The sequence below is a fragment of the Sulfuricystis multivorans genome, assembly GCF_003966565.1.
In the GTDB taxonomy this organism is placed as follows: domain Bacteria; phylum Pseudomonadota; class Gammaproteobacteria; order Burkholderiales; family Rhodocyclaceae; genus Sulfuricystis; species Sulfuricystis multivorans.
The window spans coordinates 2,422,674-2,441,644 of sequence record NZ_AP018718.1 but is presented as its reverse complement, the minus strand read 5'-3'; the positions used below and the strand labels follow the sequence as shown (position 1 = coordinate 2,441,644).

General features: G+C 64.0%; 15 protein-coding genes. 8 read left to right on the top strand and 7 right to left on the bottom strand.

Annotated features, from left to right (window positions below; translation table 11 throughout):
- Position 1: 1 nt before the first annotated feature.
- From holA to EL335_RS12215, 5 genes are all read right to left on the bottom strand, one after another.
- Positions 2-1,330 carry a DNA polymerase III subunit delta gene (gene holA / locus EL335_RS14370; protein ID WP_172600098.1) on the bottom strand — a complete coding sequence of 443 codons (1,329 nt, stop codon included), beginning with the start codon at positions 1,328-1,330 and terminating at the stop codon, positions 2-4.
- Between the two features lie 4 nt (positions 1,331-1,334).
- Positions 1,335-1,835, bottom strand: coding sequence for an LPS-assembly lipoprotein LptE (locus tag EL335_RS12230; RefSeq protein ID WP_126447302.1), 501 nt, complete (start codon positions 1,833-1,835; stop codon positions 1,335-1,337).
- Positions 1,835-4,417: a leucine--tRNA ligase gene (gene leuS, locus EL335_RS12225; RefSeq protein WP_126447300.1), complete on the bottom strand. Its 2,583-nt coding sequence runs from the start codon at positions 4,415-4,417 to the stop codon at positions 1,835-1,837. Before leuS ends, EL335_RS12230 begins: the two co-directional genes overlap by 1 nt.
- A 273-nt stretch (positions 4,418-4,690) precedes the next feature.
- Complete coding sequence (locus tag EL335_RS12220) at positions 4,691-5,713, bottom strand: GGDEF domain-containing protein (protein WP_126447298.1); 1,023 nt, start codon at positions 5,711-5,713, stop codon at positions 4,691-4,693.
- A gap of 190 nt (positions 5,714-5,903) precedes the next feature.
- On the bottom strand, positions 5,904-6,236 hold the full coding sequence (locus tag EL335_RS12215; RefSeq protein WP_126447296.1) for a hypothetical protein: 333 nt from the start codon (positions 6,234-6,236) through the stop codon (positions 5,904-5,906).
- Positions 6,237-6,356: 120 nt separating this feature from the next.
- On the opposite strand from EL335_RS12215, the gene EL335_RS14520 reads away from it, so the two are divergent.
- From EL335_RS14520 to EL335_RS12175, 7 genes are all read left to right on the top strand, one after another.
- Positions 6,357-8,693 (top strand): 3'-5' exonuclease, encoded by a 2,337-nt coding sequence (locus EL335_RS14520; protein ID WP_284155366.1) that lies wholly within the window; start codon positions 6,357-6,359, stop codon positions 8,691-8,693.
- Position 8,694: 1 nt separating this feature from the next.
- Entirely contained in the window at positions 8,695-9,588 is an 894-nt protein-coding gene (locus EL335_RS12200; protein WP_126447294.1) for an alpha/beta hydrolase, read from the top strand.
- Complete coding sequence (gene pcaD / locus EL335_RS12195) at positions 9,578-10,354, top strand: 3-oxoadipate enol-lactonase (RefSeq protein ID WP_284155365.1); 777 nt, start codon at positions 9,578-9,580, stop codon at positions 10,352-10,354. Before EL335_RS12200 ends, pcaD begins: the two co-directional genes overlap by 11 nt.
- A 321-nt stretch (positions 10,355-10,675) precedes the next feature.
- A complete protein-coding gene (locus EL335_RS12190) occupies positions 10,676-12,979 on the top strand; it encodes an NADP-dependent malic enzyme (RefSeq protein ID WP_126447885.1) in 2,304 nt (767 codons plus the stop codon).
- Between the two features lie 196 nt (positions 12,980-13,175).
- On the top strand, positions 13,176-13,817 hold the full coding sequence (locus EL335_RS12185) for a ParA family protein (protein WP_126447292.1): 642 nt from the start codon (positions 13,176-13,178) through the stop codon (positions 13,815-13,817).
- Positions 13,814-14,197: a DUF6394 family protein gene (locus EL335_RS12180; RefSeq protein WP_126447290.1), complete on the top strand. Its 384-nt coding sequence runs from the start codon at positions 13,814-13,816 to the stop codon at positions 14,195-14,197. Before EL335_RS12185 ends, EL335_RS12180 begins: the two co-directional genes overlap by 4 nt.
- A 53-nt stretch (positions 14,198-14,250) precedes the next feature.
- Positions 14,251-15,957: a potassium channel family protein gene (locus EL335_RS12175; RefSeq protein WP_126447288.1), complete on the top strand. Its 1,707-nt coding sequence runs from the start codon at positions 14,251-14,253 to the stop codon at positions 15,955-15,957.
- 31 nt (positions 15,958-15,988) lie between these two features.
- Here EL335_RS12175 and EL335_RS12170 read toward each other — a convergent pair whose 3' ends face one another.
- Positions 15,989-16,783: a sulfite exporter TauE/SafE family protein gene (locus EL335_RS12170; RefSeq protein WP_126447286.1), complete on the bottom strand. Its 795-nt coding sequence runs from the start codon at positions 16,781-16,783 to the stop codon at positions 15,989-15,991.
- A complete protein-coding gene (locus EL335_RS12165; RefSeq protein WP_126447284.1) occupies positions 16,780-17,241 on the bottom strand; it encodes an EVE domain-containing protein in 462 nt (153 codons plus the stop codon). The genes EL335_RS12170 and EL335_RS12165 overlap by 4 nt, the downstream gene beginning before the upstream one ends.
- A 140-nt stretch (positions 17,242-17,381) precedes the next feature.
- Between EL335_RS12165 and EL335_RS12160 the strand changes: the two genes are divergently transcribed.
- On the top strand, positions 17,382-18,947 hold the full coding sequence (locus EL335_RS12160) for a CYTH and CHAD domain-containing protein (protein ID WP_126447282.1): 1,566 nt from the start codon (positions 17,382-17,384) through the stop codon (positions 18,945-18,947).
- Positions 18,948-18,971: the final 24 nt, after the last annotated feature.

The window sequence follows — 18,971 nt, the reverse complement described above, 5'->3', positions numbered from 1 at the left end:
GTCATGCTCTCGTCAATCGCAACGCAAGTTGCAGGAATTCATCCCAAACGTCCCCACTGCTCAACCCCTTGATGATGCGATCGATCCGCGCCGCATGCAATAGGGCGGCGCGAACAGCGGAGGGGGACCCGCCGTAGGCGGGGGCGGAGCGGCCGTGAGCGACGCCGGACGCCGACCCCCCAGGGGGCTCACTTTGCGAGGGCGGAACGGAGGCGGCGGCGCGAACAGCGGAGGGGGACCCGCCGTAGGCGGGGGCGGAGCGGCCGTGAGCGACGCCGGACGCCGACCCCCTAGGAGGCTGACTTTGCGAGGGCGGAACGGAGGCGGCGGCGCGAACAGCGGAGGGGGACCCGCCGCAGGCGGGGGCGGAGCGGCCGTGAGCGACGCCGGACGCCGACCCCCTAGGAGGCTGACTTTGCGAGGGCGGAACGGAGGCGGCGGCGCGAACAGCGGAGGGGGACCCGCCGCAGGCGGGGGCGGAGCGGCCGTGAGCGACGCCGGACGCCGACCCCCTAGGAGGCTGACTTTGCGAGGGCGGAACGGAGGCGGCGGCGCGTTGCGCGCGGCTTCTGGCCTCAGTGGCCAGCACCCAGAGCACCAGCGGCGGGGCGGCGTCTTCGGCCTTCAAACCTTCGAGCGTGCGTGCGGCGCGCGCGGCATCCTTCGCTTGCAGAGCGTTCTTCAGGTCGTCGATGTCATAGCGGGCGACGTTCAGCACCGCGGCGGAGACCTGCTGCAGCGACAATTCGCCCGGCGGATAAAGGAGTCCGAGTTTCTGGATTTCCTGATGTGCGGCGAGGAGATTGCCTTCGACATTGAGCGCGATGAATTCGAGAGCCTCGGCAGACGCCGATTGGCCTTGCGCAGCGAGGCGCCGACTGATCCACTGCGGCAGCATCGCTACCGGCGGGGCATTGCCTTCGATGACCACCCCGACCCCGGCGAGCGCGGCAAACCATGCCGCTTTTCGAGCGCGCCAATCCATTTCCGGCAGCGTGATGAGCGTAATGGTCTCGGCAGGTAGCGCGCGGGCGTAGCGTTGCAACGCTTCGGCGCCATCGCGGCCCGGCTTGCCGGTTGGAATGCGCAGATCGATGAACGCGCGGCCTCCGAACAGCGACAGGTTGCCGGCGGCATGGAACAGTTCTTCCCACTTGAAAGAAGGGGTGACGACGAGCACCGTGCGATCCGTGTAGCCTTGCCGGCGCGCCGCGGCGCGCAGCAGATCGCCGGCCTCCGTGGTCAGCAGCGGCTCGTCACCGTGCAGCACGTAGAGTGGCTGCAGGGGCTTTTCGAGGTGGGCATGAAGTTGTTCGGGGCGCAGGATCACGGCATCAACCGCCTGCGGTAGCGGGCCGCGCCTTGCCGGCGGCGAGCCGGCGCATCAGTTGCTGGACGAGATCGCTCTGCATCTCGCGCCAGATGATCGCTTCTTCCGCTTCCTTCGCGAAGACGTGCTCGTCGTCGAAGGTCATCTCGCGTTGCAGGACGATCTGGGTAGGGGGCTGGATCGGCTTGCCGCTGGCGTCCTGGACCTTGAACATGAAACTGCGCGTCAGTTGGTATTCGCGCACCAGACCCTTCGCCGACAGCGAGAGGATGCTCTTGTGCTGGTCGTTGCGCAGCACCACGAGGGAGGCTCTGGCTTGTTTGCTGTCGGTGACCACCTTGGTCAGGGAGCCGGATTCGATGCTGCGCTTGATCTGGAAATACAGCTCGCTGTTTTCCGGCAGGCCGGAAATCGCCAGCGTTTCCCAAGGCAGGTCGTAGCTGCCCCTGAGCTGGAAGCCGCAGGCCGAGAGCAGCAGGGCAAGGGCGAGGACGATGGCGCGCATCAGACGACGATATTGACCAGCCGGCCCGGCACGACGATGACTCTCGATGCCGGCCGGCCCGCCATGAACTTTTGCGCCACTTCGGAAGCCAATGCTGCCGCCTCGATTGCCGTTCTGTCAGCGCCGACTTTGACGCGAATCGCGCCGCGCAGCTTGCCGTTGATCTGCAAGACGAGCTCTTCTTCTTCTTGCGCGAGCGCTTCTTCGAGCGGCTCTGGCCAGGGCGCCTTCAGGATATCGTCGCCGTAACCCAGCTCGATCCACAGCGCATGGGTGATGTGCGGGGCGATGGGGAAAAGCAGGCGCAACAGGATCGAGAAGCCCTCCCGGGCGTGCGGGTCGTCCGGCGCTTTCTCCAACGCATTCAACATCTTCATGCAGGCGGACGCCACGGTGTTGAACTGCATCTTCGCCATGTCGTAGTTGGCCTGCTTGAGCAACAGGTGGATCTCCCGGCGTAACGCCGACCCCTGATCCCTGACCTCTGATCCCTGATCCCTGATCCCTGACCTCTGAACCCCGAACGCCCAGACGCGGCGCAGGAAGCGGTAGGCCCCCTCGACGCCGGAGTCCGACCATTCGAGCGTCTGCTCGGGAGGCGAGGCGAACATCATGAAAAAGCGCGCGGTATCCGCCCCGTATTTCTCGATCAGCGCTTGCGGGTCGACACCGTTCTTCTTCGATTTCGACATCGTCGTGATGCCGCCATAATCGACGGCCGAGCCATCGCGTTTGAGCGTCGCACCGATCACATGGCCGGCCTCGTCGCGCTTCATTTCCACCTCGTCGGGCGCGAAGTACTCGATGCCCCCTTTGTCGCTGCGGCGCGAGAAGACGTGGTTCAACACCATGCCCTGGGTGAGCAGGTTGGAAAACGGCTCGTCGTAGTGCACCAAGCCCAGATCGCGCATCACCTTGCTCCAGAAACGCGAGTAGAGCAGGTGCAGGATCGCGTGCTCGATGCCGCCGATGTATTGATCGACCGGCATCCAATAGGCGGTGCCTGCATCGACCATGCGATCGTTCTTGTCGCGCGTCGCGGCATCGACGCAATAGCGCGCGTAATACCAGGACGAATCGACGAAAGTGTCCATCGTGTCGGTCTCGCGCCTAGCCGGTTTGCCGCACTTCGGACAGGTGCAGGCGAGGAAATCCTCGCGCTTGTTGAGCGGGTTGCCGGAGCCGTCCGGTACGCAGTCCTCGGGCAGCACGACGGGCAATTGATCGTCGGGCACGGCTACGTCGCCGCAGGTCTCGCAATGGATGATCGGGATCGGGCAGCCCCAGTAACGCTGCCGCGAGATACCCCAGTCGCGCAGCCGGTATTGGGTCGTCTTCTCGCCGAGGCCCTTGGCGGCGAGATCGGCGGCGATCGCATCGACGGCAGCCTGGTAACCCAAGCCGTCGTATTTGCCCGAGTTGATGCAGACACCGTGCTCCTTGTCGGCATACCAGTCCTGCCAGGCATCGAGCGAGAACGTCTTGCCGGGCACAGCGATCACTTGCTTGATCGGCAGGCCGTATTTCTTGGCGAAGGCGAAGTCGCGCTCGTCGTGCGCCGGCACGGCCATCACCGCGCCTTCGCCATAGCCCATCAAGACGTAATTACCGACCCAGACTTCGATCTTCTCGCCCGTCAGCGGATGCTCGACGAAGATGCCGGTGGGCAGCCCCCTCTTCTCCATCGTGGCCAGATCGGCTTCCATGACGGAGCCGCGCTTGCACTCCTCGACGAAGGCGGCGATCCTGGGATCACGTTGGGCGGCATGGGTGGCGAGCGGATGCTCGGCCGCCACCGCGACGAAGGTTACGCCCATGATCGTGTCGGCGCGCGTCGTATAGACCCAGAGCTTCTCCTCTGCGCCGTCTAGCGTGTAGGGGAAGGCGAAGCGCACGCCCTGCGATCTGCCGATCCAGTTGGCCTGCATCAGCTTCACCCGCTCCGGCCAGCCGGGAAGCTTCTCCAGGTCGGCCAGGAGTTCGTCGGCGTATTTCGTGATCGCGAGGTAGTAGCCGGGGATCTCGCGCTTCTCGACCAGCGCACCGGTACGCCAGCCGCGACCGTCGATCACCTGCTCATTGGCGAGCACCGTTTGATCGACCGGGTCCCAGTTGACGATCTGGGTCTTCTTATAGGCGATGCCGCGCTCCAACATGCGCAGGAACAGCCACTGATTCCACTTGTAATATTCGGGCTTGCAGGTCGAAAGCTCCCGCTCCCAGTCGAGGCCGAAGCCAAGCGACTCAAGCTGCTTCTTCATGTAGGCGATGTTGTCGTAGGTCCACTTGGCCGGCGGCACCTTGTTCTGGATCGCCGCGTTCTCGGCGGGAAGCCCGAACGCATCCCAGCCCATCGGCTGCAAGACGTTGAAGCCGCGCATCTTGTGCCAGCGCGCGAGCACGTCGCCGATCGTGTAGTTGCGCACATGGCCCATGTGCAGCTTGCCCGATGGATAGGGAAACATCGACAAGCAGTAATACTTGGGCTTGGCAGGATCGGGGGCGACGTTGAAGGCGCGCGTGGCGGCCCAGTGGGCCTGGGCAGCCGCTTCGATCTCGGCCGGGAGGTATCTTTCCTGCATGATTGCCGTAACGCCTTTATTCGGAAAAGGAAATTATCCTAAAAACCTCAGTTGGACGCGCCCGATGGTTTGTTGCGGCGGGTGCATGGCGCGACGCATCGAGACAGCAGGCTCATGCCTGCAAGGAGGAGCTTTAATGCCAGGCGCCCGCTTAGGAAGCGCCAGGGGGTGCGTAGCGGGCTCACCTTTTTGGTGAGCAGCAAAAGCGAGATAACTGCTGATTTCCGAAGACATTTTTTTGCCTTGAGGAGCGATCAACTGGGGTTTTTAGAATTATATGCCCGCCGGGGCTTCCTTTCCGGCTTCGGTATCGATGACGACGCGGTTGCGACCGCCATGCTTGGCGAGATACAGCGCACCATCGGCGCGTGCGAGCCAGGTTTCGATGCTCTCGTCAGTACGCAGGATCGCGCCGCCGATCGAAGTGGTCACGGCTTGGCCATGCCCATCGTCGAGCCCATTCTCGGCGGCCAAACGCAATTTCTCGGCAATGGCGCGAAGGGTGCCTGCATCCTCGGCCTGGGTCAGGACGACGAATTCCTCGCCGCCATAGCGAAACAGCCGGTCGTGCGGGCGGAGGGAGTTTGCAAGCAGGCGGGCGAAACGGATCAGTACTTCGTCGCCCCGGGCATGGCCGAAGCGGTCGTTGATCTGCTTGAAATGATCGAGATCGAGTATCAGCAGGCCGTGAGCTCGGCCGTCGCGGGCGAGGATTCTCCGTGCGCGTTCGAGCTCGCGCAGCAGCCCGCGCCGGTTGTGGATGCCGGTCAGCGCATCCAGCGAGGCCAAGCGTTGGAGCTGTTCACGTTGCTCGGCAGTGCGATAGGCGAACACATAGGCGAGCAAGACGGACAGGATCAGCGTCACCGCAAACGATGCCGCCTCGTGCGTTTCTCGATGCCACCCGCCGGTCGCCATGATCAGCGCGAGCACTGCTGCCGCGATGATGAGGGCATGCTTGCGCTGGGTGAGGAAAAAATTGGCGATCAACGCCGGATAAATCCAGTAAGTCCCTTGCTTGCCCAGCACATGGGAGGCGACTATGGCCATCACGCCGACGAAATAGGAAAGAATCGTGCTGGGGCGCTCGCTGTCGCCACTTCGCCAGGCATACCAGAGCCCGCCGCTGATGACCGCGATGATGCCGACATCCATCACGAAAGGCACCCATTCGTGATCGATGGCGCGATAGATGGCGAAAGGCGTGATGCTCAACACTGCCAGCGAACCCAACAATGTCAGGATCGCCAGTTGGAAGTCATTGTGCAAGCGATGACGGACCGTGCCGAGGTTCATGTCATCATTATCCAAAAAACCCCAGTTGACCGCTCCTGGAGGCGAGAAATGCCCCTGGGGATCAAAAGAATTATCACTGATTGCGCTCACCTTGAAGGTGACACCGCTTTGCTCCAGCTGGCACGCACCATCGGGCGCGTCCAACTGATTTTTAGAATTATGGCACTGGTCTTCTGGCTGGGGGGATGGATCAGCCGAAAGAGAGCGGTTTCAGATGCCGCCAGCCCCGCTGGCTGTTGAGCATCAGTGCATCAAGACAGGCGATCGGCACCTGCCACAGGTCGCGGTAGAGACGAGCCCAGCGACGCCAGCCGAAGGAAGCGGCATCCTCGCGCAGACGCTCGGCGGCGATGAGCTCGAGCAGGCGATCCACCGCTGTGGCCCAGTAGGCAGGGGTGTCGGTCTTGCCGATGACGTGGGCCGCATGGTGGCAGGCGATGTGCCAGAGGATTTCGGCACGATGTTCGGCAATGCCGGCCTTGTGAGCCAGCCAGGGCAGGATTTTCGGATTGATCGGTTTCATGGCAATTCCTTTCGAGTGCAATTTTGTTGCACTGCAACATTTAACCATAAGATAGAGCGTCGCCAGAAAAGTTCAAGCCCCATCGGCTAGACTACATACTTTGACGAAAAGGCTAAGCCATTGAATCTACTGAAAGGTCTCAACGAACCGCAGCTGGCTGCGGTCACCCTGCCGCCGCAGCATGCCCTGATCCTCGCCGGCGCAGGTAGCGGCAAGACGCGGGTGCTCACCACCCGGATCGCCTGGCTGATCTCGACCGGGCAGGTCACCCCCCAGGGGGTGCTCGCCGTCACCTTCACCAACAAGGCGGCGAAAGAGATGCTCGTGCGCCTGTCGGCGATGCTGCCGATGAATCTGCGCGGGATGTGGATCGGTACTTTCCACGGCTTGGCGAACCGCATGTTGCGGGCGCACTACCGTGATGCCCATCTGCCGCAGCTGTTTCAGATCCTCGACGCGGCCGACCAGCTCGCCGCGGTGAAACGGCTTTTGAAGACCCTGAACGTCTCTGACGAGAAATATCCGCCGCGCGAGATCACCTGGTTCATCAACGCGCAGAAGGAGGCCGGCCGGCGGCCGGCCGCGGTCGAAGCTTGGGATGACTGGACGAAAAAGCGCGTCGAGCTTTACGCCGCCTATGAGGAACAGTGCCAGAAGGAGGGCGTGGTCGATTTCGCCGAATTGCTGCTGCGTGCCTACGAACTTTTGGAGCGCAATGAGCCGATCCGCCGCCATTACCAGGAGCGCTTCCGCCACATCCTCGTCGATGAGTTCCAGGATACCAACCGCCTGCAATACCGCTGGCTGAAGCTGCTGGCCGGTCAGATAGGGCGCAGGCCGGGCGCAGGGCCGTCCCAAGGCCGGCCGGCACGCGGCGAAGCCGCAACCCGCGCTGACGGTGCAACGGAGTCGCCCGTAACAGACGAGCGCAGCGAGCTCGGAAGCTTCCCCCCGCGAGGGGAGGTCGAGGGGGGCGGGTCTTTGTTCTGCGTCGGTGATGACGATCAATCCATCTATGCCTTCCGCGGTGCGGAAGTCGGCAACATGCGCGACTTCGAGCGTGAGTTCGCGGTCAAGAATGTGATTCGCCTCGAGCAGAACTACCGTTCGCACGGCAACATCCTCGACGCCGCCAACGCGATCATCAAAAACAACCCCTCGCGGCTCGGCAAGAACCTGTGGACCGAAGCGGGCGCGGGCGAGCCGATCCGCCTCTTCGAGGCGTATTCGGACAATGACGAGGCGCGCTTCATCGTCGAGGAGGTTGGGGCACTGGTCGCCGAGGGTCATGCTCGCCACGAGATCGCGTTGCTCTACCGCAGCAATGCGCAGTCCCGCGCGCTCGAACACGCCTTGTTCAATGCCGGCATTCCCTACCGCGTCTATGGCGGCCTGCGCTTCTTCGAGCGCGCCGAGATCAAGCATGCGCTCGCCTATCTGCGGCTGATCGCCAATCCCGACGACGACACGGCGTTTTCCCGCGTCGTCAATTTCCCGACGCGCGGGATCGGCGCGAGAACACTCGAGCTGCTCGCCGACGCCGCGATGGCACGGGGGACGAGCCTTTATGCGGCGATCCCTCATGTGGCCGGCGCCGGTGGCGCCAAGCTCGCGGCATTTGCGGAGTTGATCGATAAGCTGCGCGCAGCAGCGCATTTGCCGCTGCCCGAGCTCGTCGAGCATGTGCTGGACCTTTCCGGCCTGCGTGAGCATTACCGCAACGAAAAGGAAGGCCAGGAGCGGCTCGCCAACCTCGACGAGCTCGTCAATGCCGCCGCCGCCTTCATCGCCGAGGAAGGCGCGGCAGACGGCGAAGGCGAGCTCTCCGGCGATCTCGCCGCCTTCCTCGCCCATGCCGCGCTCGAGGCCGGCGAGCACCAGGCCGGCGAAGGGGAGGACGCGCTGCAGCTGATGACCGTGCATGCCGCGAAGGGACTCGAATTCGACGTCGTCTTCATCTGCGGGCTGGAGGAAGGATTGTTTCCGCACGAGAATTCGCTCGTCGAAGAGAAGGGCCTCGAGGAAGAACGGCGCCTCATGTATGTCGCCGTCACGCGCGCCAGAAAACGCCTGTATCTGACCCATGCGCAGATGCGCCTGCTGCACGGCCAGACGCGCTACAACCTGCCTTCGCGCTTCATCGACGAGATTCCGGCTGCGCTCATCAAGACTCTCAATGCGCGTGCGACCCGAGCTGGTGCCGTCCCGCCAGCGCCGACCTTCCGAGGTGGGGCGGCGCCCGGCGGGACGTCCTCATTTCCGCCAGCGCCGACTTATGCGCGCTCGCGGCCCGATTCGGGCTTGCGCATCGGCCAGACGGTGAGACATGCGAAATTCGGTCTTGGTGTGATCGTCAATGCCGAAGGCAGCGGTCATGATGCGCGCGTGCAGGTCAATTTCGGCGACGCCGGCATGAAGTGGCTGGCGCTGTCGGTTGCGAAACTGGAGGCGGTCTGAGTTGAGCCTTGCTCTCGGCCTGTCGCTGGGCCTGCTGCTCGTCCTTGTTTTCCTGCTGCTTGCCAGCTGGGCGATCCGCCGCGCACTGGCCGCGCCGCGCCTGATCGAGCGGAGCACGCCCGCCGATCTCGGCCTGACGTTCCGCACCGTCGCATTCCCGACCAGCAACGGACGTACGCTGCGCGGCTGGTTCATCCCAGCACAAAGGCAGACGGCCCCGGCGGTCGTGCTGCTGCATGGCTGGGGCGGCAATGCCGAAACGATGCTGCCGCTGGCCGGCCCGCTGCATCGGGCAGGATATGCCCAGTTGCTATTCGATGCGCGGTGCCATGGCATGAGCGATGACGACAGTTTCGCTTCGCTGCCGCGTTTCGCCGAGGACCTCGAGCACGCTCTTGCCTGGCTGCGGCAGCAGGTCGGCATCGATGCGGCGCGCGTCGCGGCGATCGGCCATTCGGTCGGAGCCGGCGCCTGCCTGTTCGCCGCCGCACGCGGTGCACCGCTGGCCGCCGGCGTCAGCATCGCCGCCTTCGCTCATCCCGAGGCGATGATGCGTCGCTGGCTGGCATGGAAGCACATCCCCTACTGGCCGCTTGGCTGGGCCATCCTCGGCTATGTGCAGCACGCGATCGGCCACCGCTTCGACGCCATCGCGCCGGTGAATACGATCCGCACAGTGCGCTGGCCGGTGCTGCTTGCCCATGGCACGGCGGATGAAACCGTGCCGGTTGAAGAGGTGCGGCAGATCTTTGCGAACCGCGCCCACGATGCAGTAGAGTTGTTGCTCATCGCCGGCAGCCACGATGAATACGCCGAGATGGACGCCGGCATCGATGCTGTGCTTGAGTTCTTGTCACGTCATCTCTTGGCAAAAGGAGCAGTCCATGAAAGTTAGTGCCAACGGCATCGACATCCATTACCGGATCGAAGGCAGCGGGCCGGTCGTCACCCTCGTCCATTCGCTGGCGACCGATCTTTCGCTGTGGGACGATCTTGCCGCCGAACTCGGCAAACGCTTCACCGTATTGCGCTATGACGCGCGCGGGCATGGGCAAACCTCGGCGCCGGAAGGGCCTTACACCTGGCCGATGCTCGTCGCTGACCTCGTCGGCCTGCTCGATGCATTGAAGATCGAGCGCACGCATTTCGTCGGCCTGTCGATGGGCGGCATGCTCGGCCAGCAGTTTGCCCTTACACATCCCGAGCGGCTCGACCGCTTGGTGCTGGTGAGCACGATAAGCCGCGTGCCGCCCGAGGCGAAACCCTTGTGGGATGAGCGGATCGCCGTCGCCCGCACCCAGGGGATGCAGGCGCATGTCGCCGGCACGCTCGAACGGTGGTTTACCGCGCCGTATCGCGCCGCCCACCCCGAGGTGATGGCAAGGATCGGCGCAATGGTGGCGGCCACCCCCGTCGCAGGCTATGCCGGCTGGGGCGCGGCGATTTCTTCGCTCGATCTCACCGATCGGCTCGGCGCGATCAGGGCGCCGACGCTGGTCGTCTGCGGGGCGGATGACCCCGGCACGCCGCCGGCGGCGAATCGGGCCATTGCCGAGGCGATCCCTGGCGCGCGATTCGAGATGCTGGCGAATGCCTCTCACCAGCTGGTGATCGAGCAGGCGGATGGCTTCACCCGCCTGCTGATGGATTTCCTCGGCTAAGCCCGGAACGAAAGTCGGCGCTGGCGGGACGGCACCCCGGCACGTTGGGGCGAAAGCTTGGCAGGTGTCTTGAACCCAGATTGTCCATTAGACCGAGCGAGGAGCTTCATGAGGTGTTCGAAATCGCGTTTAAATGCCCTACGTGGCGGCTTTCTGCCTGCGGGCGGCATCTTTGCGCCCGCGCTCGTCGCCAATAGACACCGTTATTGGCTCGTCGCGGGGACGCAAACCTGCTCGCCCTCGCTTTTGATACCCGCTCGCGTTCCAATGGACAATCTGGGTTGAAGAGTAACATTGCGCGATTTCAATAACGCCAAGATCATGAGTGGAGAAACGAAAAACGACGAGGCAGGCGCGGATCTCTCGGCGGCCGCCATCGAGTATCACACTTTCCCGACCCCAGGGAAAATCGCGGTCATTCCGACCAAGGGGCTGACCAACCAGCGCGATTTGGCGCTCGCCTATTCGCCGGGCGTGGCGGCCGCCTGCCATGCGATCGTCGCCGATCCGGCGGCCGTGAGCCGGCTGACCGCGCGCGCCAATCTGGTCGGGGTGGTCACCAACGGCACGGCGGTGCTGGGGCTGGGCAACATCGGGCCCTTGGCCGCCAAGCCGGTGATGGAAGGAAAGGGGGTGCTGTTCAAGAAGTTCGCCGGCATCGACGTCTTCGACATCGAGCTTGACGAGCGCGATCCCGACAAGCTGATCGACATGATCGCGGCGCTGGAACCGACCTTTGGCGGCATCAATCTGGAAGACATCAAGGCGCCCGAATGTTTTTACATCGAGGCCAAGCTCCGGGAGCGCATGAAGATCCCCGTCTTCCACGACGACCAGCATGGCACAGCGATCGTCGTCGGGGCCTTCATCCTCAACGGCCTCGCGCTCGTCGGCAAGAAAATCGAGGAGGTGAAGCTCGTCACCTCCGGCGCCGGCGCGGCGGCGCTCGCCTGTCTGGATCTCCTCGTCCAGCTCGGTGTGCGGGTCGAGAACATCTGGGTCACCGATATCCACGGGCTGGTGTTCGAGGGCCGCCAAGAGGAGATGGACCCGCTCAAAGCGCGTTACGCCAAGCGAACCGAGATGCGCACGCTCGGCGAGGCCATCGTTGGCGCTGACGTGTTTCTCGGGCTTTCGGCCGGCGGTGTGCTCAAGAAAGAGATGGTGGCGAAGATGGCGACCAAACCCCTGATCCTCGCCCTCGCCAACCCGACACCCGAGATTCTGCCCGAAGAAGTGCGCGCGGTGCGCGACGATGCGATCATCGCCACCGGCCGTTCGGATTATCCGAACCAGGTCAACAACGTCCTGTGCTTTCCCTTCATCTTCCGCGGTGCGCTCGACGCCGGCGCGACGACGATCACCGAGCAGATGAAGCTCGCCGCCGTGCGTGCGCTGGCCGAACTCGCGCAGGCCGAGGCTTCCGACGTCGTGGCGATGGCCTATGGCGGAGAGTCGGTCGGCTTCGGCCCGGAATACTTGATCCCCAAGCCTTTCGATCCACGGCTGATCGTCAAGATCGCGCCGGCCGTCGCTCAGGCGGCGGCGGAATCCGGCGTGGCAACAAGGCCGATCACGGATCTCGCAGCCTACCGGGAAAAGCTCGACAACTTCGTCTATCACTCCGGTTTCGTGATGAAGCCGGTGTTTGCCGCCGCGAAACTGGCGCCGCGCCGTGTCATCTATTGCGAGGGTGAGGACGAACGCGTGCTGCATGCGGTGCAGGCGGTGCGCGACGAAGGGCTGGCAACCCCGGTGCTGATCGGCCGGCCGGAGGTGATCGAGATGCGCATCGCCCGCGCCGGCCTGCGCATCCGCGCCGGCCTCGATTTCGAGCTCGTCAATCCGCTTTCCGATCCGCGCTACCGCGAGCTGTGCAACGAATACCACGCGCTGATGGGCCGCCAGGGGGTCACGCCCGAGTTGGCCAAGCAGATGCTGCGCTCCGACACCACCTTGATCGGCGCGATGCTCCTGAAACGGGGCGATGTCGATGCGATGCTGTGCGGCACCGTTGGCCGTCACGCCCAGCACCTGCGCCATGTCAGCGATGTGATCGGCCTCAAACCCCGCGCTCACTGCTTCGCGGCGATGAACCTGCTGCTTCTGCCGCGGCATACGCTGTTCGTCTGCGACACTTACGTCAATGAAGATCCAGATGCGGGGCTGATCGCTGACATCACGCTGATGGCGGCGGACGAAGTGCGGCGTTTCGGCCTGGTGCCGAAGGTAGCGCTCCTGTCGCACTCGAACTTCGGCAGTGTGCCGACCGATGCGACGCGCAAGATGGCGCGTGCCCTCGAGATCATCGCCGCGCGTGCCCCGGGGCTGGAGGTCGATGGCGAGATGCACGGCGATGCCGCGTTGAACGAGGCGATCCGCAAGCGCGCCTATCCGGGTAGTCGCCTGAAGGGCGAAGCGAACCTGCTGATCATGCCCAACGTCGATGCTGCCAACATCGCCTTCAACCTGCTCAAGGAGACCAATGGCGAAGGCATCACCGTCGGGCCGATCCTGCTCGGCGCCGCCAAACCGGTGCATATCCTGACGCCGACGGCGACGGTGCGCCGGCTGGTGAATATGACGGCGCTGGCGGTGGTCGATGCCAACCATTTGAGCATCTAACACGCATGACGGACACTTTCGGCCGCGGAGGATGAAAACCCCATGCGCAAACCCCAGCCCACCCTTGAGCCCCGCCCTCGCTGGCGGGGAGACTTTGTGGGCGGCTTTCGCCGCGATCGCTGACTGCTGGTCGAGCCGCGAACGTCGAGGGCATGGCTGACCGGATGTCACGTTAAGCCTGTTACCATAACCCGCCATGCAAACCTGTCTGATCGCGAACCCCAAGGGGGGGGTCGGCAAGAGCACGTTGGCGACCAACCTCGCCGGTGGCCTGGCACGGCTCGGTCACCGCGTGATGCTTGGTGACGTCGACCGCCAGCAATCGACGGCGGCGTGGCTGCGGTTGCGCTCACAGCTTTTGCCGAGAATCTCGACCTGGGAAATTCGCCCTGACGAACCGGCTCGTCCGCCCGCAGGCACCACCCATGCCGTGCTCGACACCCCTGCCGGGCTGCACGGCAAGAAGCTCGCGCATCTGATCAAGCTGGTCGACAGGCTGATCGTGCCGCTTGCCCCTTCGCTGTTCGACATCCTTGCCACGCGCCGCTTTCTCGACGAACTGCTCGAAGAAAAAGCGCTGCGCAAACACCCGGTCGAGATCGTCGTCGTCGGCATGCGCGTCGATGCGCGCACGCGCGCGGCTGCCGAGCTCGAGCGCTTCCTTCAGGACACCGGGCTGCCGGTAATCGCCCATCTGCGCGACACGCAGAACTACGTGCAGGCCGCAGCGCACGGGTTGACGATTTTCGAACTTTCCCCAAGACGCGCTGCGCAGGATTGGGAGCAATGGCAGCCGATCCTACGCTGGGCGGAAGGGACTATCGAGGAGCGGTCATGAATTTTGAGAAGGTCGTCTTCGGTTTCTTCATCGTTTTGGCGGCGACGCTGAACTTCGGCTTCTTCATCGGCGACATCGACCGACCCGAGTTGCACCACATCTATGAGCTATTCGCAGCGATCATCGTCAATCTGATCGCCACGGTGCTGAAATTCGGCGATCGCACCCAGATCGGCGCGATCCATTTGGCCACCAGCCTGGTCGCCGACCTGCAGCTGATCGCCGCGGCGAGCGTCTGGGCCATCGCCGTCCATGTCACGGGCGAAGGCATGTCGCCGATGATCACCGCCAGCGTGGTGTCGCTGTCCGGCGGCGCCTTGCTCGCCAACATCGTCTCGCTGGCGATCCTCGTTGCCGAAACGGTGATGATGCGGCGCTAGCCCGGTATCCCCATCGCCGCCATGACCTCCTGCAGCAGTTCTCGGGCCGGCTGATGCATCCGGGTAGCGCGTTCTTCATCGTCCTGCGGCGCATGCGCGCGCCGCTGATCCTGCTGATCGCTGTCTATGCCGTCTCGATCCTCGGCCTGACGCTGATTCCGGGCGTCGATGCGCAAGGCAAGCCCACGGCGCCGTTGTCTTTCTTGCATGCCTTCTATTTCGTCAGCTACACGGCGACGACGATCGGCTTTGGCGAAATCCCGCAGGCGTTCTCGGAGGCGCAGCGGATGTGGGTGACGGCGATCATCTATGCCACGGTGATCGTGTGGACCTACGCGATCCTCTCCATCCTGGCGCTGTTCTCCGACCGCGCCTTCCAGCAGGCGCTCTCGGCCGGGCGTTTCAAGCGGCGCGTCGAGCATCTGGCCGAACCGTTCTACATCGTTTGCGGTTGTGGCGAGACGGGCGGCAAGGTGCTCACGGCGCTGGACAAGATGGATGCCCGCGCCGTGGCGATCGATCTCGATGAGAATCGTCTGGCCGAGCTGGAGCTCGAGGATTTCCGCAGCGAGACGCCGGCGCTCGCCGCCGATGCGGCGCAGACCCAGAATCTGTTCGCTGCCGGACTGCAGCATCGTTTCTGCCGCGGCATCCTGGCGCTGACCAACGACGACCAGGCAAACCTGGCGATCGCCGCGCATGCGCGCCTGCTGCGCCCGCAATTGCCGGTGATCCTGCGTGTCGAGCACGATGCGATCGCGCAGCGCATGCTCGCTTTCGGCGCGACGCAGACGATCAACCCGTTCGCTACCTTCGCGCGGCTGCTGGCCTTGGCGATCCATGCGCCGGCGCTATATCGCCTGCATGACTGGTTGACCGGCACGCCAGGCACGATGCTCGCCGCCACGCGCGATCCGCCGCGTGGGCGCTGGATCGTCTGCGGTTACGGTCGCTTCGGTCATTCTCTGGTTGCGGAGCTTAAGCGCGAAGGGATGGAAATCGCGTTGATCGACCAGTATGCTCGCGAAGCGCACGGCTTTACGATGGTCGTCGGCAGCGGCGTGGAGCCGGAGGTATTGCGCGCCGCCGGCGTGGATCGCGCCGACGGGCTGATCGCGGCCACTGACGATGATTTGACCAATCTATCGATCGCACTCGCCGCACGCGTGCTGAATCCGGAAATCTTCATCGTGCTGCGGCAAAACCAGCAAAGCCGGGCCGAGCTTTTTGCCGCATTGCAGCCCGAGATGATCATGGCCCCGGCCGAGATCATCGCCCATGAGGCGCTGGCGCGGCTGACCAAGCCGCTGCTGCCGGATTTTTTGCGTGCCGCCGAAGCGCAGGGCGACGACTGGGCTTGGGCTTTGCAGTCGCGGCTGCGCATCGAGCTGGGTTCGGCCGTACCGCTGTGCTGGCAGCTGTCGATCGACGACAATGTGGCGACCGCGATCGTCTCTTGGATCGCCGAGGGCCGCGATGTGCCGCTGGCGGCCTTGACGCACGATCCTGCCGAGCGCGAGCGGCGTCTTGCCTGCGCGGCGCTGGCCCTGCGTCGCGACGAGACCGATACGCTGTTGCCGCATGACACGACCGTGCTGTCGGTCGGCGATCAGATCCTCTTCGTCGGCACCGCCGCGGCGCGTGCCGAGCAGGAGCTCATCGCACGCAATCGCAATGTCCTCCACTACCTCGTCACCGGCTACGAGGAAGGCGGCTGGCTGTGGCGCGTGCTGACGAAAAAGCGTCCAGAGCGCTTGTGAAAGATTCGTCGCGTAGGAAAGACGTGGCTGCTCAAAGCAGCCCGTGCAGCATCTTCGCCAGCAGCAACAGGATCAGCGCAGCGAAGATTTTTTTCAGCGTCGCCACCGGCAGCCGATGCGCGACCTTGGCCCCCCAAGGTGCGGTGAGCATGCTCATCATGACACAGGCGGCCAGCGCCGGCAGGTAGATGTAGCCGATGCTCCATGTTGGCAGATCGGTAGCTGACCAGCCGCCGAAGAGATACCCGGCCGTTCCGGCGAGCGCGATCGGAAAGCCGATCGCCGCCGAGGTGCCGATAGCCTCGTGCATCCTGACGTTGCACCAGACCATGAACGGCACCGACAGCGAGCCGCCGCCGATCGCGGCCAGAGCCGAAATCGCGCCGATGCCACTGCCGACGAGGAACATGCCGACAGGCCCCGGCAGCTGCCGCGAAGGTTTCGGCTTGATGTTGGCGAGCATCTGCAAGGCGACATAGCTCATGAACACGGTGAAGAAGATCGCCAGCGGTCGGGTGGGGATCAGGCTCGCGAGCTGCGCGCCGAGAAAGGTGCCAATGAGGATCCCCGGCGCGATGCTTCTAACGATCGGCCAGCGCACCGCGCCATGACGATGATGCGCACGCAGACTGGAAATCGAGGAGAACACGATCGCCGCCATCGAGGTGCCGAGCGCCAGATGCATCACCTGAGCATCGGCAAAGCCCTGCGCGGCGAACATCAGCGCCAGCACCGGCACCATGATCGCGCCGCCACCGACTCCCAGCAGTCCGGCGAAGAAGCCGGCCACGGCGCCAAGCACGAGATAACCGGCGATCCAAGTCACTGGATTAGCTTTTTGACGATGAACTCCCACTCCGCCGGGTCGACCGGCGTGATCGACAGCCGGTTGCCGCGCTTCAAAACGCGCATGTTCGCCAGTTCTGGATGCCGCCGCAGCTCGTCGAGGGGGATCAGTGGAATCTTGCGGATGACGCGCACATCGACATTCACCCAGCGCGGGTTATCCGGTGTCGATTTCGGGTCGTAATAGGGGCTTTGCGGATCGAATTGGGTGCGGTCGGGATAGGCGAGTTTCGCCACCTCGGCGATGCCGGCGATGCCCGGCTGCGGGCAGGAGGAGTGGTAGAACAGCACGCCATCGCCGACTTTCATCTGGTCGCGCATGAAGTTGCGCGCCTGGTAGTTGCGCACGCCCCACCAGTCGACGGTCTGGTTCGGCATCGCCAGCACGTCGTCGATGCCAACGACGGAAGGCTCGGTTTTCATCAGCCAATAGCGCATGTCGGATCTTCGCGGTTCTCGTCAAAGCGTTCTTTGATTGTACGGATATTTTTTGCCTAGCCAGCGAGCGGCAACGGTACCGTCACCCGACAAGACACTGTAACAATTTCGCCCGATCGCCGCCTTACAATCGCCGTGCCATGGCAGAGGAGATCGAGCTCAAGCTGGCTTTGCCGGAAGCCGCGCAACGCGCTTTCCTGCGCCAGCCGTTGCTCAGGCAGGCGGCGCGCAAGGAAGTCCATCGGCTGACCAATCTCTACTACGACACGCCCGACTTCGCTTTGCGCCGCCGTGGTATCGCTTTGCGGCTGCGCTTCACAGGCAAGCTCTGGCTGCAAACGGTCAAGTGCGCCGGTAGAGATGCCGGCGGGCTTTCCACGCGCCCGGAATGGGAAACGCCTTATGCGGGGCATTTCGACTTTTCACCGATCGACGATGCCGAAGTGCGCGCGTGGCTGGAACGGCCGAAGATCGTCACACGGCTTACGCCGGTCTTCGAGACCAGTTTCCGACGAATCGCCTGGACATTCGAGCTGCCGCGCGAAACGCGCATCGAGCTCGCGCTCGACCGCGGCTGGATCGCCGCCGCTGGCCGGCGCGAGTCGATTTCGGAAGTGGAGATCGAGCTCACCACGGGCGATGCCACCGAGCTGTTCGCTCTCGCACGCCGCCTGGCCGAACGCGTGCCACTCATTCCTGCGCCGCTTTCCAAGGCGGACCGCGGTTATGCACTGTTTTTACAGACGACGCCGGCGCCCGCCCGCGCCACGCTGGTTCCCCTCACGGCAGGAATGCGCCCGCACGAGGCATTCCGCGCCATCGCGGCTGCCAGCCTCGATCAGCTGCAGCGCAACCATGCTCATGCGCTGGAGAGTGACGATCCGGAATACATCCATCAAATGCGCATCGCGCTGCGCCGGCTGCGTGCTGCGCTGCGGCTGTTCCGATCGCTGTTGCCAGCAGACTTTTCCGATCGCATGCGGCCCTTGCTGCGCGAACTGATGCGGCCGCTGGGACAGGCACGTGATTACGACGTGCTGCTCGCCGAGATTGCTCAGCCCGTGCTTGCCGCGCTGCCCGAAGAACCGCGTCTGGCTGCGCTGATCGGTAGCATCACCGAGCGCCGATCGGCCGCCCGTCGGCAAGCACAACATCTGTTGCGTACGCCACGCTATGGCCAGATCGTCATCGAACTCCTTGCCCTGACGCATGGCATCATCGCAGTGGAACCGGAAGGGCAAACGACGGAGGCCTCTGCCGATGTCGTCACGGCAGAGTTGCCGGCGTTCGCGCAAAAGCGCATAAAGCGCCTACGCCGATCGGTGCTCGCCCTGGCCAGTGAGGCCGATGCCGCGAAGCCCGAAACGCTGCATGCGTTGCGCATCGGCATCAAACGGCTGCGCTATGCGCTGGAATTCTTCGTGCCGCTCGCCGCGAAGAAGCCGACACGCCGTCTCCTCGAACGTCTTGCCGAGCTGCAGGACGTACTGGGCCAGATCAACGATCTGGCCAATGCCGGTGCGCTGTTGACGGCTTGCGCTGGCAGTGACCCGGCGCTGCGCGAGGCCGTCAGCCTGATTGCTGGCTGGCATGGCCCGCGCTACCAGAAACTGCTGGCAAAGGTGCGCGATGATATCGAACGGCTGGGTACGTTGCGCCTGCCTCGGCTGCGCGAGTGTCATCGTTCCGTCACAGCTGCAGCGTAAGCTGCGCGACCCTGATGGAGGCGG